This window comes from [Actinomadura] parvosata subsp. kistnae, assembly GCF_900323885.1.
GTDB lineage: Bacteria > Actinomycetota > Actinomycetes > Streptosporangiales > Streptosporangiaceae > Nonomuraea > Nonomuraea composti.
The window spans coordinates 939,982-954,711 of record NZ_OOHJ01000022.1; the positions used below are offsets into that span (position 1 = coordinate 939,982).

A 14,730-nucleotide genomic window follows, 5' to 3' on the forward strand; every position below is an offset into this window, starting at 1 on the left:
AGAGGGTGACGTCAAGGTGCCGGTCAGGGCGCGCCCGTGCCCGGGCGCGCCCCTTTCCGGCTCAGCCGCCGTAGGCCTTGACCTCCAGCAGGCCCACTGAGCTGGTGCCGGTCCCGGTGAGCAGCACCCGCAGGCGGGTGGTGCTGGTGGCGGTGAAGGTGACGGAGTTGTAGGCGTTCTTGTTCAGCGTGTACGCCGACGCGCCGGGCACGTCCACGTACGCGCTGCCGTTCCAGTACTGCAGCTTCCACGACGCCGGCATGTCGATGCCCTCGTCGTCGTCGAAGAAGTACACCTCGGCTTTGCCGAGCGTGCGGGCCGACGGCCAGGTCAGGTCCACCCACTGCTGCCCGGTCTCCGGCCAGCAGCCCCAGCGGGGGTTGACGGTGTCGTTGGAGGAGGGCGGGTCGATGCCGTCGTTGACGGCGGCCACGCTCTCCCAGGAGGAGGTGTAGGACGCGGTGGCCGTCGCCGACGTCGCCAGGTTCGACGGCGGCTGGACGCCGCCCCGGTTGTGCACCTTGATCTCGGTCAGGCCGGTCCTGGCGCCGGAGGCGGCCGTGGCCAGCACCCGCACCCGCTGGGCGGTGACGGCGGGGAACTGCACCACGTTGTAGTTGGCGCGCGGCGTGGCCGGGGTCTTGGCCTGGGAGGGCACGCTGACCCAGGCGCTGCCGTTGTGGTACTGGACGTCGTAGGAGGCGGGGGCCCGGTAGGTGGTGCTCGCCGGGCGGCTGTCCTTGAAGTAGAGCCGCACCTCGTTGAGGGTGCGGGCGGCGCCGAAGTTCAGCTCGTACCAGTCCTGCCCGGCGGTGGTGCCGCCCCAGAACGGCTCGTTGACGGGGTAGCCGTCCACGGCGCCGGCCGTGGAGCTGCCGGAGGCGGTGGTGGAGGCCGTGGCGGTGGCGCCGGCGGCGAGGTTGGTGAGGGTGGCGGTCAGGTCCACGCCGGCCTTGGCTAGCATGTCCACCATCCGGGCGCTGTTCTGGACGACCTGGGTGGGCGCCTGCATGCCGGGGACGGCGACGTGGTGGGTGACGGTGCCGGAGGTGGTGACGGCGCCGGTGGCCGGGTCCCACGTGAACGGCACCAGCGACGACACGGTGGCGGCGCGGCTGCCGTTGACGAAGATGGAGTAGCCCTCGGGCACGCCGGGGTAGCGCACCACGCCGTCGGCGGGGTCGTCCCAGACGATGGTCAGGTCGGCGTTGCGGTAACGCAGGTTGTTGACCGTGAAGTGGCTCCAGCCGATGGTGATCGGCGACAGCTCCACCTTGGCGTCGTTGCGCGGCCGCAGCCCGGCGACGTCCTCGATGACGGTCCAGTTGCTGGAGCCCAGGATGTTGTGGTGGATCCAGGAGCGGTAGGTGATCGAGGAGCCGTTCCAGTCGGCCCAGAACTCGTTGGCGTCGGGCCACTGCGTGTTGCCGTCGATGTACTGCGCCCAGGCGTTCCAGTACAGCAGCTTCTTGTACCAGGTGGCGTCGATCCACTCGTTCGGGTAGTTGCGCAGCACCGACGACAGCAGGCGGAACTGCACGGTGGAGTTGATCGTGGAGAAGTTGTTGCTGCCGGTGCCGGAGGCCGCCTTGTCGGCCTGGTTGGCGGTGTAGAAGGGGAAGATCGGGTACTGGGCCGGGTCGTCGAACAGGCGCAGCGCCTGCTTGTACGTGGCGGTGTTCGGCACCGCGCCGACCGCGAACGGGTAGTAGTTGTTGATCTCCTTCCACGGCACCCACTCGTTGGTGGACTTCAGCCGGTGCTCGAAGAGCTGCCTGCCCGGGTTCCACAGCACGCCGACGATGGCGTTGCCGATCTGGGTGGCCAGGGTGCGCAGCTCGGTGGCCTTGGCCTGGTTGCCGACGGCCTCGTACGCCTGCGCGGCGGCCAGCGCGCCGCTGTACTGGTAGGCGGCCTCGGCCCGGTCCATGCGGCCCGGCTTCCAGTGGAAGGACACGGCGTCGGCGTCGTTGCCGGTCAGGGCGCCCCAGTCGTACTCGATGAGCTTGTTGTTGTCGGTGTCGTAATAGGCGAGCTGGCCCTTGACGTCCTGCTCGGCGTAGCGGGCCAGGTTCGCGGCGATGGCCGGCTGGCCGCCGTGGATCTGGTAGCTCTTCCAGGCCGCCTCGCCGATGTACTGGGTGTAGCTGTTCGACCAGTTCTCCGGGTCGCCCGGGTTGTCGAGGAAGCGGCCGTTCTTGGAGGTCTGGCCGACGCTCAGCCAGTCGCCGTAGGCGTAGATCGGGTTGCGCAGGTACTTCAGGTCGTCGATGTGCATGGGCTGGGTCAGCGCGATCGCGTTGTTGTAGCCGAGCGCGCCCTCGACGGAGGTGGGGAACTGGAAGGTCTGCCCCGGGATGTCGGCGTCGAGGTGGTTGAAGCGCATCAGCCACCAGCGGTAGTAGATGTTCTTCTTGATCGCCGGCTCGGGCACGTCGATGTACGGCACGTTCTCGGCCCACCAGCGGTTGTACGCCCGCACGTGCGTGGCGAACGCGGTGGCGGCCGAGTAGCCGGCGTAGGCGTCGTACTCGGTGCGGGAGGCCGGCAGCTCGTTGGTGACGAAGCCCATGACGACCTTGACCGTCACCGTGGCGCCGGCGGCGATGGTGAGCGAGCGGTTGAGGCCGCCGCTGGAGACCGCGCAGCCGTCGCAGGTGAGCCTGGGGTAGAGGGTGGTGAGGTTGTTGTAGGCGTTGACCTGGCCGGTCAGCTCGCTGCCGCTGCCGCTGGTCGCGTACGGCGAGGTGGCCCGCAGGGTCAGCGTGGTGGAAGCGGAGCCGCCGTTGGTGATGGCCAGGTTGGCCACGGCCACGTTGTTGTCGGTGATGAACTTCGTCTGGTCGACGGTGATCGAGCCGCTGGTGTGGCGGCTCTTCCAGTGGCTGGGCACCTGCCGCCGCGAGGCGACCTGTTCGGTGAACGTGCCGGGGCTGAGGGAGACGGTGAAGGCGTTGTTGTTGCTGATGCTCTCCCAGTACGCGACCTGCCCGGCGAAGCCGAGCGTGCCCGGGGTGTGCGTCTTCATGAACAGCGCCCGGCCGCGCGTCATGAGCCAGGTGCCCGCCGGGTCGTTGCCGGTGCGGGCCAGCAGGCGGTCCATCCAGAAGTCGGTGCCGGAGCTCTCGGCGTCGTACATGGCCTGCATGTAGTTGCCGGTCGTGTACGTCCCCGGCGGGGCGGGCACGGCCGGGCCGGTGAAGGTGGGGTAGCCGATGGTCTGGTCGGCGTGGGCGGCGGCCGGCACCGACACCAGGCCCAGGACGAGTAACAGGGCTGACAGTGCGCGCCTCATGCGAAGGCCCTCCATTCGAGCACGCCGGTCGAGTAGCCGGATCGAGAGGTGATGTTCAGGCGCAGGCGGGTGGTGCTGACGGGGGTGAACGTGGTGGCGTTGAAGGCGTTGGCGGCCACGCCGCAGCCGGAGGCGCCGGGCACGTTGACGTAGGCGCTGCCGTTCCAGTACTGGAGCTGGCAGGAGGCCGGCAGGTCGATGCCCTGGTCGTCGTCGAACCAGTACACCTCGGACCTGGAGATCGTCTGGGCGGTCGGCCACTGGTACTCGATCCACTCGGTGCCCTGGTGGTTCCAGTTGCCGTAGGCGCCGTGGCTGTGGTCCTGCGAGTTCGCCGGGGTGTGGCCGTCCTTGATCGCGCCGAGGGTCTCCCACGGCGAGACGTACGAGGTGGCGGGCGTGGCGCTCGCGGCCAGGTTGCCGGGGGTCGTGGGGCCGCCGGTCTGCACGACCTTCCGCATGGTGCCGTCGGCGTTGAAGTACAGCTTGTCGATGGTCACCGAGCGGCGGAAGTTCCCGCCGCCGGGGCTGGAGGCGTTGTGGTAGACCATGTACCACTGGCCCTTGAACTCGATGATCGCCGGATGGTTCGTGGTCGAGGTCACCTGGTCGAGCACGACGCCGCGGTGCGTCCACGGGCCGAGCGGGTTGCTCGCGGTGGCGTAGCGGATACAGGCGTAGCCGGGCGCCGAGCAGGCCGAGTCGTTGGCCGCGTACGCGAGGTAGTAGACGCCGTTCCGCTTGAACATCCAGGGCGCCTCCCAGAAGTTCGACACGCCACTCGGGGTGATGACCGAGCCGTTGATCGAGGTCATGTTCGGGTTGAGGCGGGCCGCGCGCAGGCCGTAGTAGGAGCCCCAGTACATGTAGACCTGGCCGTCGTCGTCGGTGAAGACGGTGGGGTCGATGTTCAGCGGCGAGGAGTTGGGCGTGCTGTCACTGACCAGCGGGCCGCCCTTGGCGTCGGTGAACGGGCCGAGCGGGCTGTCGCCGACGGCCACGCCGATGTCCATCCAGCCGGCGCCGTTGCCGTTGACCGGGACGTACCAGTAGTAGCGGCCGTCGGCGCCGCGCTCGACCTCGCCGGCCCAGGCGTCCGCGCCCGCCCAGGAGAAGTTCGAGATCGACAGCTTGGCGCCCTGGTCGGTGAACGTGGCGGCGTCGGTGGAGGTGAAGACGTGCCAGTCGCGCATGACGAAGTTGGTGCCGCCGGGCGGGGCCTCGTCGTGGCCCGTGTAGAGGTACAGGGTGTCGCCCACGACCAGCGCGGCCGGGTCGGCCGTGTAGATCGCGGTGGTGATCGGCGCGCCCGCGAGCGCGGGCCGGGCCTGGGTGAGGAGGAGCAGGAGTGCCGCGGCGACGGCCGCCGCCCATCGTCGTCTCATGTGTCGGGCCCCTAAATGATGTGAGCGCTAACAGTGAGGGATCGAGACCGCCTAAAAGGTTTTCGGGAAGGTAGACCGGCCCGATGAGGGCTGTCAATCGTTGACTGCAATCCCCTGCATGCGCCTTGACATGGCGAGATGCCGGATCCTGGCGACTGATCAGCAAGCGAGCATTCGGTCACGGTTTCATATCAACCGAAAAGGATTTCGGGACACAGGGTTACGAGACCGTCATTGCGGTGAGTGGCCCGTTTCCCATGAATTGCCGCCGCGTCATGCCCGCGGAACGACCGGACGACATCCTCCTTGCACCGCACGGAAGGAGACAGGCAGGATGACGTCCATTTTCGACCAGGTCGGCGGCGCGAGCGCAGTCTCGGCGGTGGTCGACGAGTTCTACACGCGAGTCCTCGCCGACCCCTCGCTCCAGGGCTACTTCACCGGTACCGACGTCGGCAGGCTGAAGGCGCACCAGCGCAGCTTCGTGGCGGCCGCGCTGGGCGGGCCCCAGCAGTATCGCGGGAAGAGCATGGCCGAGGCGCACGCCGGCATGGGCATCACCGGGGCCGACTTCGACGCGGTGGTCGGCCATCTGGCCGGCTCGCTGGCGCACTGCGGCGTGCCCGGCGAGACCATCGCCACCATCGCCGGCGCGCTCGCCCCGCTGAAGGACCAGATCGTATCCGCCCAGGTCAGGGCCTAGACACGCGCTCCAGCCTGCGGGAAAAATCCCCCTGATCGTGAGATGTTCCGAGAAGTAGCTCCTGACCGTTGAGGAACTTCCGTGGGACACGATCACGAGGGCCGGCGGGTCAGCCGGCGGAAACTGATCACCGGGATCGGCTCGATCGGCCTCGGTGGCCTGCTCACCGCCGGCGATCCTGGCGTCCAGGCCACCGTGGCCGACGCCTTCTCCGACCCCGACACGTACGCGAAGGCCGACGCGCTGTTCGCCGAGGCCCGGACGTGCCGGATGACGTCCAGCACCAAGCAGGGCCCCTACTACTTCGAGACCGAGGCGCTGCGCAGCGACATCCGCGAGGACCGGGAGGGCGTGCGGCTCCGCCTGGCGCTCAAGGTGCAGGACGGCGGGAACTGCCGGCCCCTCGACAACGCCGTGGTCGAGATCTGGCACTGCGACGCCGCCGGGATCTACTCCGGCGCCGAGACGCAGTCGCGCGAGGTGCTGAGCAAGGGCGGCAAGGTCAAGGTCAGGCCCGGGACGAAGTTCACCGACCTGAAGCCCTCCGACGGCCGGCGCTACCTGCGCGGCGCCCAGGTGACCGACCCCGACGGCATCGTCCGGTTCACCACCATCTGGCCCGGCTGGTACCCGGGCCGCACCGTGCACATCCACGTGATGGTGGTCGTGAACGGCGACCGGGCCCTGTGCACGGAGCTGATGTTCGACGAGGCGCTGAACCGGCGGGTGCTGGCGCTGCCGCCGTACCAGGGGCACGAGCAGCCGCGCGACACGTTCAACGGCAACGACCCCATCTACAAGGAGGGCATGCTCACGCACGTCACGACGGACGGCGACGGCTACCTCGGCGTGATCGTCCTGTCGGCCGGCCCCGACGAGCGGCGCTAGAGCGATCCTCTGTTCCTCATGAGAACTTCATCCTCGGCAAAGGCACGGGTAAGAGGCCGCGGCCTACGGTGTGGTCCCCAGCAATTCGGGACACACCGGAGGATTCTCTGTGGCACACGACCACGAAGGCCAGCGGGTCAGCCGCCGGCGCCTGTTCGCGGGCATCAGCTCGATCGGCCTCGGCACCCTGGTGGCGGCCTGCTCCGGCTCGGACACCTCGGCCGTCACCACCTCGACCGGCACCACCGTGACGCCGCAGGCCACCACGGCCACGACCGGTGACCTGGCCGCCCTGTTCGAGGGCGCCGGCACGTGCCGGCTGACCGCCACCACCACGCAGGGCCCGTACTACTTCGACGCCGACAAGGTCCGCGGCGACATCCGCGAGGACCGGCAGGGCGTGCGGCTGCGCGTCGCGATCAAGCTGCAGGACAGCGAGACGTGCGAGCCGCTGAAGAACGCGGTGGTCGAGATCTGGCACTGTGACGCGGCCGGGCTCTACTCCGGGGCGGAGTCGCTGTCGAAGAGCGGGGGCGGCAACCCGCCAGGCCGGCCCACCGGCGCCCCGCCGAGCGGCGGGCCCGGCGGCGGCGATGGTGGTGGTGAGGATGGCGGGTCGATGGACCTGAAGCCCACCGACGACCAGCGGTACCTGCGCGGCGCGCAGGTCACCAACGCCGAGGGCATCGTCGAGTTCACCACCATCTGGCCGGGCTGGTACCGGGGGCGCACGATCCACATCCACGCCATGGTGCACGTCAGCAACGAGCGCGTGCTGACCACGCAGCTGATGTTCGACGAGAAGCTCAACAGCGTGGTCATGGCCAGGGCGCCCTATTCGGCGCACACCGGGCGCGACACGTTCAACGACGGCGACAGCATCTACCAGGACGGCATGCTGATGAAGGTCAGTGAGGACGGTGACGGGTACGTGGGTGCCATTGTCTTCTCCGCCGACTCTGACAAGGACGGCCGTTAGACCCTGCGGACCACGTGCAGGAGGTACTCCTTCCTGTCGAGCGGGTTGTGGTCGGTGCGCGGGCGCTCCGGGATCGGGCCGCGTACGGGCTCGTACCGGTCGAAAGCGCACTCCAGCACGCCCTCGCCCCGCGTCAGCCCGGGCAGCCGCTGCTCCAGCTCGTGCACCCTGGCCGCCGGGATCCGCCCTTCCACCACCGACGAGTGGCGGGTGCGCGGGATCGCGCCGAGCCCGGACAGGACGGGCAGCACCGCGCCCAGCGTGTCGGGCGGCAGCTCCAGGCGGAAGCGGTGCAGCGGCTCGTACACGATCGTGCCCGCCCGCCGCAGCGCGGTCATCAGCACCAGCGGGACCAGGTTGCGGAAGTCGCCCGCCGTGCTCGACATGCTCTTGTCGAACGTGCCGTGCGCGTGGCTCTGCCTGGCCCAGTAGCCCGAGCGGGTCAGCGTGACCACGCAGTCGTGCACCTCCCAGCCGTGCAGGCCCTGCTTCAGCGTCTCGTGCACGGTCTCCTCGATCGTGCGCATGAACGCGTACGGCAGCGAGCCCATCTCCACCTCCAGCCCGAACCGCACCCCGCTGCCGGGCGGGCCCGGCTCGACCCGGAGGCCGACGGTGGCGAGGAACGGGTTGGGGTCGACGGCGATCACCTCGGCGGCCTCGCCGGTGCCGGCGGGGCGCTCGACGCAGATCGTGGTGGTCTCGCGGAAGGTGACGTCGAGGCCGTAGTCGGTGGCGAGGGTGGCCTCGATGACCTCCTTCTGGACCTCGCCGTACAGGGAGACCGACACCTCCTGGCGCAGGTCGTCCTGCCGGAGGTCGATGAGCGGGTCCTGCTCGGCGAGCTGGGTGAGCACGAGCAGCAGCGCGCCCCTGTCGGCCGGGCGGCGCGGGACGACGACGGTCTCCAGGGTGGGCGGCGCGAACTGCGGCTCCGCCCTGGGGGACGGGCTGCCGGCCGTACCGCGGTCGAGCGGGTCGCCGATACGTACGTCGGCCAGGCCCCACAGGCGGGCGATGCGGCCCGCCGGCACCTCCTGGGCGCGCACCGACGTGCCGGCGTCGAAGACGCTGATGGCCGTGACCTTGCCCGCCCGGCCGGGCCCGAAGCTCAGCCGGTCGCGGACGCGCAGCGTGCCGCCGAACACGCGCGCGTACGCCGCCTTCTCCCCCGCCGGCCCCCGCTCGACCTTGAAGACGGTGCCCGACAGCGGCCCCTCCGGGTCGCCCTGGGCGGCGGGCAGCAGCTCCTCGACGCCCGCCATCAGCGCCTCCACCCCGGCGCCCGTGATGGCCGAGCCGAAGAACACCGGATGGGCCACCGCCCGCCCCGTCTGGGCGGCCAGTTCGGCGCGCAGCCGCGGGTAGGTGAGCGACGCCTCGTCGGCCACGTACGCGGCCAGCAGCCGGTCGTCGTGGGAGGCGAGCACGTCCAGCAGGCTCACGGCGAACTCGGGCCGGTCGCCGAACGGCGTGAAGGTGGCGGCGGGCGTGCCCAGGCCGTCGACGTCGCCCATGGCGATCACTCCGGGCGACAGCTTGGCCGCGAGCTCCCGCAGCACCCCGTCGTATCGGGCGCCCCGGCGGTCGATCTTGTTGACGAAGATCAGCGTGGGCAGGCCGAGCCGGCGCAGCGTGCGCATGAGCACGCGGGTCTGGGCCTGCACCCCCTCCACGGCGGAGACCACCAGGACGGCCCCGTCGAGCACGTGCAGCACCCGCTCGACCTCGGCGATGAAGTCGGGGTGGCCGGGCGTGTCGATCAGGTTGACCGTGGTGCCGCCGATCGGGAAGGAGACGACGGCGGATTTGATCGTGATGCCGCGCCGGCGTTCGAGCGCGAGCGTGTCGGTGCGGGTGGTGCCCGCGTCGACGCTGCCGACCTCGTCGATCACTCCGGCCGCGTGCAGCAGCCGCTCGGTCAGGCTGGTCTTGCCGGCGTCCACATGGGCCAAAATTCCCAGGTTGAGCATGCGCAACTGACGTCATGTCCTCTGATCGGTCCGACTCCTTCTGTCTTGTGGGACACGACAGTTGCCCGCATCTTCCGCTCCTCCCGCTCGTATGGACCGGGGGTCAGAACACCAGAGCGGCTCCCGGCGCAGCAACCCATTTACGCGCCGCTAAGGTGATACACCGTTCACGACGAGAGGGAGATCCGGTGAACGGTAGCGGTGGACCAGCCGTCCCCGAAGTGGTGGAGACCCCTGGCCGGACGGCGCCGCCGGCCAACGGCGTGCTGCGGTGGCTGCTGAAGCACCGGGTGCAGCCCGTCGGCCCCGAGACGGCCGAGGGGCACGCCCCGCCCCAGGCGTGGTGGAAGGTCATGTGCCTGACCGGCGTCGACTACTTCTCCACCCTCGCCTACCTGCCCGCCATCGCCGCGACGGCGGCCGGGGCGCTGTCGCCGCTGGCGACGATGCTGATCGTGGCGCTGACGCTGCTGGGCATGCTGCCGATGTACCGGCGGGTGGCCAAGGAGTCGCCGCACGGGCAGGGGTCGGTGGCGATGCTGGAGCGGCTGCTGCCGTTCTGGCGGGGCAAGCTGTTCGTGCTGGTGCTGCTCGGGTTCGTGGCCACGTCGTGGATCATCACGATCACGCTGTCGGCGGCCGACGCCTCCGTGCACGTCGTGGAGAACCCGTTCTTCCCGGCCTTCCTGCACGGCCACGAGGTCATCCTGACCGTGATCCTGCTGCTGGTGCTCGGCGGGGTGTTCCTGCTCGGCTTCACCGAGGCGGTCGGCGTGGCCATCCCGCTGGTGGCGATCTTCCTCGGGCTGAACGCCGTGGTCGTCGCCGTGGGGCTCACCGACGTCTTCTCCTCCCCCGGCGCGCTCAGCGCGTGGACGGACGCCCTGGTCGAGGGGCGTGGCGGCCTCGGCGGCGTCATCGGGCCGGCGATCCTCGCCTTCCCGCTGCTCGTGCTCGGCCTGTCCGGGTTCGAGACGGGCGTCAGCATGATGCCGCTGGTCGAGGCCAGGGGCGCGACCGCGGAGGAACGGCTCGGCGCCCGCATCCGCAACACGCGCAAGCTCCTCACCTCGGCCGCGCTCATCATGAGCGTCTACCTGATCGCCACCAGCTTCGTGACGACCGTGCTCATCCCGGCCGCCGAGTTCCGGCCCGGCGGGCAGGCGAACGGCAGGGCGCTGGCGTACCTGGCGCACGAGCGGCTCGGCGAGGCGTTCGGCACCGTCTACGACATCAGCACCATCCTCATCCTGTGGTTCGCCGGCGCCTCCGCGATGGCCGGGCTGATCAACATCGTGCCCCGCTACCTGCCCGGCTACGGCATGGCGCCCGACTGGGGCCGCGCCGTGCGCCCCGTGGTGATGGTCTACACGCTCGTCTGCGTCGCCCTGACGATCGCGTTCGACGCCGACGTGGACGCCCAGGCCGGCGCGTACGCCACCGGCATCCTGGCGATGATGGTCTCCGGCGCGGTCGCAGTGACGATCTCCGCCGTCCGCAAGCGGCAGCGCGGGGCGATCGCCGGGTTCACCGTGCTGACGCTCGTCCTGCTGTACGCGCTGGTCGAGAACATCAGGGAGAAGCCCGACGGCATCGCCATCTCCGCCCTGTTCATCCTCGGCATCATCGTCATCTCGCTGATCTCCCGGGTCACCCGGACGACGGAGCTGCGGGCCGACCGGATCGAGTTCGACGAGGCCGCGCGGCGGTTCGTGGCCGACTCCCTCGCCTACGACGGCCAGCTCAACCTCATCGCCAACCGCCGCCAGCGCGGCGACAAGGCCGAGTACGAGGCCAAGGAGGCCGAGCAGCGCGGCATGAACCCGGTGCCGGGCCGCGCCGACGTGCTGTTCCTGGAGATCGACGTCATCGACCCGTCGGAGTTCAGCAACGTGCTGCGGGTGCACGGCGTGGAGGTGGACGGGCACCGCGTGCTGCGCGCGGAGAGCCCCGCCGCGCCGAACGCCATCGCCGCCATCCTGCTCGCCCTGCGCGACGCCACCGGGGTGCGGCCGCACTGCTACTTCGAGTGGGCGGAGGGCGCGCCGCTGATGCACATGTTCCGCTACCTCATCCTCGGACGGGGTGACACGGCTCCGGTCGTACGCGAGATCGTCCGCGCCGCCGAGCCCGACCCGGCCCGCCGCCCCGGCATCCACGTGGGCGGCTGATCACAACCCTTCGTACGCCCGTCGCACGGCGTCGCGGACGACGGCGTAGCAGTCGCAGGCCCGCGCGCGCAGCGCCGCGCGGTCCTGGATCACGATCGTGCCCCGGCTGTAGGAGATGCACCCTTCGGCCTGCAGCTCGGCCGCGACCTCGCTGACCGAGGCGCGCCGCACGCCCAGCATCTGGGCCAGGAACTCCTGGGTCAGGTCGAAGGTGCCGGCGTGCATGCGGTCGGCGGTCATCAGCAGCCACCGGGCGCAGCGCTGGCGGATGTTGTGCATGCGGTTGCACGCGGCGTTGCGAGCGAGCTGCGTGAACATGGCATGCGTGTAACGCTGCATGGCGAGCTGCAGCCGGCCGTCGAGCACGGACACGTCGTGCCGGAACTGCTCGGCGCTCATCCTCAGCGCCCGCCCGGCGATCTGCACGGAGGCCCGCTCGGCGGGCGGGCCCGCCCCGAGGAACACCGGCAGCCCCACCATGCCCTCGTGGCCGACCGTGGCCACCTCCACCACGGTGCCGCCGCCGAGGTCGGCGACCAGCGACACGACTCCGGCGATGGGGAAGTAGACGTGGTCGATGCTGCCGCCCGGCTCGTAGAGCACCGTCCTGAGCTTCAGGTCGACCGGGGTCAGGTGCCCGGCGAGCCCGCGCTGCTCCGGTTGGGGGAGCGCGCCGAGGATGAGGTTGCGGCGCATCTCGTCCGCTGTCGGCTCCATCGGGCCACCTCCACGACCATCCTCGCATCCGGCGTCCGCACGTCCGGCTGGCTCACCTCCGGCATCCTCGCATCCGGCGGGCGGTCAGCCCGCGTAGGCGGGGCGGGGTGTCACGACGCGTGCCCATGACGGCAGCGCCACGCGCATCATGCCGGCCGCGCCCGGCACCATCACCAGCGCGGTCAGCGCGTCGGCCAGCACCTCCAGCGGCAGCACGAAGTCGACGCAACCGGTGGCGATGGCCGCCGCGGGCATCTGGAAGCCCAGCTCGCCGCAGGTGGCCTCGTCCTGGGCGAGCACGCGCCCGCCCGCGCCCTTGACGTTGCGCACGCCCTTGGCGCCGTCGTCGAGCCGCCCGGTCAGCACGGCCGCGAGCACCCGCGGCCCGAACGCCTTGGCCGCCGAGGCGAACAGCTCGTCGGCCACCCGGTGCCCCTCTGCCTGCCGCAGCCACGGCTGCCCGCGGTCGTCGAAGACCGCGCGGGTGCGCCCGGGCACGACGTGGACCGTGCCGGGGCGCAGCGGCCGCCCCGAGGCCAGCGGCACGACGGGCAGCGCGGAGCGCCGCCCGAGCACCGCGACGAACCGGTCCTCGGCGTCGGCCGGCCGGTGCTGCACCAGCACCACGGGCGCGGGGAACGTGGCGGGCAGGCGGGCGAGCAGCTTCCCGTACGCCTGGACCCCGCCGAGCGAGGCCGCCAGGCACACCACGTCGAACGGCCCCCGGGAGGACTGCTCGATATGTACGCCACCGGACACAACTCCACCATACGGTACGCCGCCGTACAAAGCCGCGTGCTAAAGTTTTGGACGATCGCCCAAGTCGAATGCCCAAGAGGAGAACATGGCCAACGTCTCCGCCGAACGCGGCAGGTCCACCCGCCAGAGGCTGCTCGACGCGGCCGTCGCCCTCGTCCCCGAGGTCGGCTGGAGCGGCGTCTCGACCCGGCTCGTCGCCGAGCGGGCCGGGGTGGCGCCCGGCGTGGTGCACTACCACTTCGCCTCGGTCACGGACCTGCTCGTCGCGGCCGGTCTCGGCGTCACCGAAGCCCTGCTCGGCCGGCTCGCCACGGAGCTGCGCGCGCGGCCCGACATCGGGGAGGCGGTCGAGTGGCTGCTCGGCGAGCTGTCGCGCTACAGCGGCACCGACCCGGCCTCGCTGCTGCTGGTCGAGATGTTCCTGGCCGCCACGCGGCTGCCGGAGCTGCGCGAGCGGCTCGGCGAGCAGGTCGGCCGGTTCCGCGCCATGGTGGCGTCCTGGCTGGTCGAGCGCGGTTATCAGGGTGATCCGGCCGTGGCGGCGGCGCTGCTGGCCGCGTCGATCGACGGGATCATGCTGCACCGCGCCCTCGACCCCGGCCTCGATCCGGCCGCGCTGGGCGGGCCGCTGCGGGCCATGCTCGGGAAGGGAGCACCATCGTGAGGACCGTGATCTGCGGCGCCGGCATCGCCGGCCTGACGCTGGCCTGGCACCTCGAACGCGCCGGATGGGAGGTGGAGCTGGTCGAGCGGGCGCCGGCGTTCCGCGACGGCGGATACATGATCGACTTCTACGGTCCCGGCTACCAGGTCGCCGAGCGCATGGGGCTGCGGCCCCGGCTGCTGCGCGACCGCTACCGGGTCGGCGAGCTGAGCTACGTCGGCCGCGACGGGCGCCGCACCAGCCGGCTGAAACTGGGCTCCGCGCTGGACGACGTCTACAGCCTGCTGCGCGGCGACCTCGCGCGGGCCGTGGCCGACGACGTACGCGCCCCCGTCACGTACGGCACCACCGTCGAGGGCTCCGAGCAGCACCCCGGCGGCGTCACCGTGCGGCTGAGCGACGGCACCACCCGCGAGGCGGACCTGCTCGTCGGCGCCGACGGAGCCCGCTCCCGGGTGCGGGAGCTGGCCTTCGGCGACGTTCCGCAGCGCTACCTCGGGCACCAGGCGACGGCCTTCGTCCTGGCGGAGGCGGAGCTGAGCCGCCGGATCGGCGGCAGCGTCCAGATGCTCACCGAGCCCGGCCTGATGGCCGGCGCCTACGCGCTGCGCGGCGACCGGCTCGCCCTGCTGTTCCTGCGCCGCGAGCCGGACCCCGCCCTGCCCGCCGACCCCGTCGCCGCCCTGCGCCGCCACTTCGGCGGGCTCGGCTGGATCCTGCCCGAGGTGCTGGAGCGGGCCCCCGGGCCCGGCGGGCTCTACCACGACCTCGTGACCCAGGTGGAGCTGGAGCGCTGGCACAGCGGCCGGATCGTGCTGCTGGGCGACGCCTGCCAGGCGGTGTCGCTGTTCGCCGGGCACGGGGCGAGCATGGCCATGGCGGCGGCGTGGGTGCTGGCCGACGAGCTGACCGCCCCCGGCGATCCGGCCGCCGCGTTCGCCCGCTACCAGGCGCGGATGGCGCCGGTGATCGCCGAGGTGCAGGCGTTCGGGCGGCGGGCCGTACGGTGGATGGCCCCGCCGAACCGGTGGCGCATCCTCACCCGCGACCTGTTCCTCCGCCTGGCCGCCCTGCCCGGCGGCGAGCGCCTGTTCGTCAACGCGCTCAGCCCGGGCGGCCACGCCCTCATCAGCGCCCGTTCGGACGTGCTGGAAAGCGTCCGCCAGGACTGACCGGGCAGGCGGGGGCGCCGTACG

11 protein-coding genes are annotated in these 14,730 nt (G+C 71.2%); 6 read left to right on the forward strand and 5 right to left on the reverse strand.

Features of this window, described 5'->3' with window-relative positions; all coding sequences use genetic code 11:
• Positions 1-61 precede the first annotated feature (61 nt).
• Positions 62-3,295, reverse strand: a complete 3,234-nt coding sequence (locus tag KIS93_RS67910) for a DUF7402 domain-containing protein (RefSeq protein ID WP_080041781.1) — start codon at positions 3,293-3,295, stop codon at positions 62-64.
• Positions 3,292-4,680, reverse strand: coding sequence for a glycoside hydrolase family 43 protein (locus KIS93_RS46985; protein ID WP_080041782.1), 1,389 nt, complete (start codon positions 4,678-4,680; stop codon positions 3,292-3,294). Before KIS93_RS46985 ends, KIS93_RS67910 begins: the two co-directional genes overlap by 4 nt.
• 334 nt (positions 4,681-5,014) lie before the next feature.
• Here KIS93_RS46985 and KIS93_RS46990 point away from each other — a divergent pair, with 334 nt between their 5' ends.
• From KIS93_RS46990 to KIS93_RS47000, 3 genes are all read left to right on the forward strand, one after another.
• On the forward strand, positions 5,015-5,383 hold the full coding sequence (locus KIS93_RS46990) for a group I truncated hemoglobin (protein WP_080041783.1): 369 nt from the start codon (positions 5,015-5,017) through the stop codon (positions 5,381-5,383).
• 81 nt (positions 5,384-5,464) lie between these two features.
• Complete coding sequence (locus KIS93_RS46995; protein WP_080041784.1) at positions 5,465-6,271, forward strand: dioxygenase family protein; 807 nt, start codon at positions 5,465-5,467, stop codon at positions 6,269-6,271.
• A gap of 109 nt (positions 6,272-6,380) precedes the next feature.
• Positions 6,381-7,250: an intradiol ring-cleavage dioxygenase gene (locus tag KIS93_RS47000; protein ID WP_080041785.1), complete on the forward strand. Its 870-nt coding sequence runs from the start codon at positions 6,381-6,383 to the stop codon at positions 7,248-7,250.
• On the opposite strand, the gene KIS93_RS47005 is transcribed toward KIS93_RS47000, so the two are convergent.
• Positions 7,247-9,223 carry an elongation factor G gene (locus tag KIS93_RS47005; protein ID WP_222107905.1) on the reverse strand — a complete coding sequence of 659 codons (1,977 nt, stop codon included), beginning with the start codon at positions 9,221-9,223 and terminating at the stop codon, positions 7,247-7,249. The genes KIS93_RS47000 and KIS93_RS47005 overlap by 4 nt on opposite strands.
• A 188-nt stretch (positions 9,224-9,411) precedes the next feature.
• On the opposite strand from KIS93_RS47005, the gene KIS93_RS47010 reads away from it, so the two are divergent.
• Positions 9,412-11,394 (forward strand): APC family permease, encoded by a 1,983-nt coding sequence (locus KIS93_RS47010; protein ID WP_080041787.1) that lies wholly within the window; start codon positions 9,412-9,414, stop codon positions 11,392-11,394.
• Here the strand turns inward: KIS93_RS47010 and KIS93_RS47015 are convergent, their stop codons facing one another.
• Positions 11,395-12,111, reverse strand: a complete 717-nt coding sequence (locus KIS93_RS47015) for a Crp/Fnr family transcriptional regulator (RefSeq protein WP_080041788.1) — start codon at positions 12,109-12,111, stop codon at positions 11,395-11,397.
• A gap of 84 nt (positions 12,112-12,195) precedes the next feature.
• Entirely contained in the window at positions 12,196-12,870 is a 675-nt protein-coding gene (locus KIS93_RS47020; protein WP_186404835.1) for a chemotaxis protein CheB, read from the reverse strand.
• A gap of 85 nt (positions 12,871-12,955) precedes the next feature.
• Here KIS93_RS47020 and KIS93_RS47025 point away from each other — a divergent pair, with 85 nt between their 5' ends.
• Positions 12,956-13,534, forward strand: coding sequence for a TetR/AcrR family transcriptional regulator (locus KIS93_RS47025; RefSeq protein WP_080041790.1), 579 nt, complete (start codon positions 12,956-12,958; stop codon positions 13,532-13,534).
• Positions 13,531-14,706, forward strand: a complete 1,176-nt coding sequence (locus tag KIS93_RS47030; RefSeq protein ID WP_080041791.1) for an FAD-dependent oxidoreductase — start codon at positions 13,531-13,533, stop codon at positions 14,704-14,706. Before KIS93_RS47025 ends, KIS93_RS47030 begins: the two co-directional genes overlap by 4 nt.
• Positions 14,707-14,730: the final 24 nt, after the last annotated feature.